Below are 704 nucleotides of genomic sequence, written 5' to 3' on the forward strand. Positions count from 1 at the left end.
ATGAGCAAGGAAGGCATTCCAAAATATCGGGCTGTCGCGGCAGCACCATCAACAAAACGATCGGAACTGATTACCAGGACGATCAAGCCGAAGAGAACGGCCAACAGGGGAAGTATCATACCTATCCTTTCTTATGTCGCCCACTGAAGGTGGACCAAAAGAAACCGGACCACTCATGCATTGAGTAATCCGGTCTCGGTGTTTTGGAGGTGGGGGGATTCGAACCCCCGTCCTAACGTGCCACCCAGTGACGTCTACAAGCTTAGCCTGTGATCAATATTTCCAGAAGACGTCAGGTTCACGGGCAAAACGTACATCTTCTGTATCCTACTGTAGTGTTCCCTTCCTCCATAGGCCTTAGAAAGGGTTAGCCCTTACTTTTACAGGCTCCCGATACTTAAGAGCGGCAGTATTCGGACCTGTACGTCATCGTGCTGTTAAGCAGCGAGGGCGTATTCTGCGTCGAAGGAGACTTCGTCTTCTTTTTTGGCAGTTAATTGTTTTTGCTAGTTTCAGGAGTTGGCGCTCCGCTTGCAGCCCCTGGCCTGATCTTCCGCCAGTCGAAACCGAAACACCCCCTTTGGATTACTCCATTGAGGTATTACTACTATACTCATATCCGAGCAAATAATCAAGGGAGGGGTTGCCCCTCCCTGATTAGCCCATACGCAGTCAGTGATCACAAGGATGCTTTGGTCAGTACG

At 50.0% G+C, this 704-nt stretch carries 1 other RNA gene; it reads right to left on the bottom strand.

Annotation, left to right across the window (positions count from 1 at the left end):
• Nucleotides 1–201: 201 nt before the first annotated feature.
• Nucleotides 202–579, bottom strand: a transfer-messenger RNA (tmRNA) gene (gene ssrA / locus B3F49_RS02415).
• Nucleotides 580–704 lie beyond the last annotated feature (125 nt).

The organism is Sphaerochaeta sp. UBA5836 (assembly GCF_002432845.1).
Lineage (GTDB): Bacteria > Spirochaetota > Spirochaetia > Sphaerochaetales > Sphaerochaetaceae > Sphaerochaeta.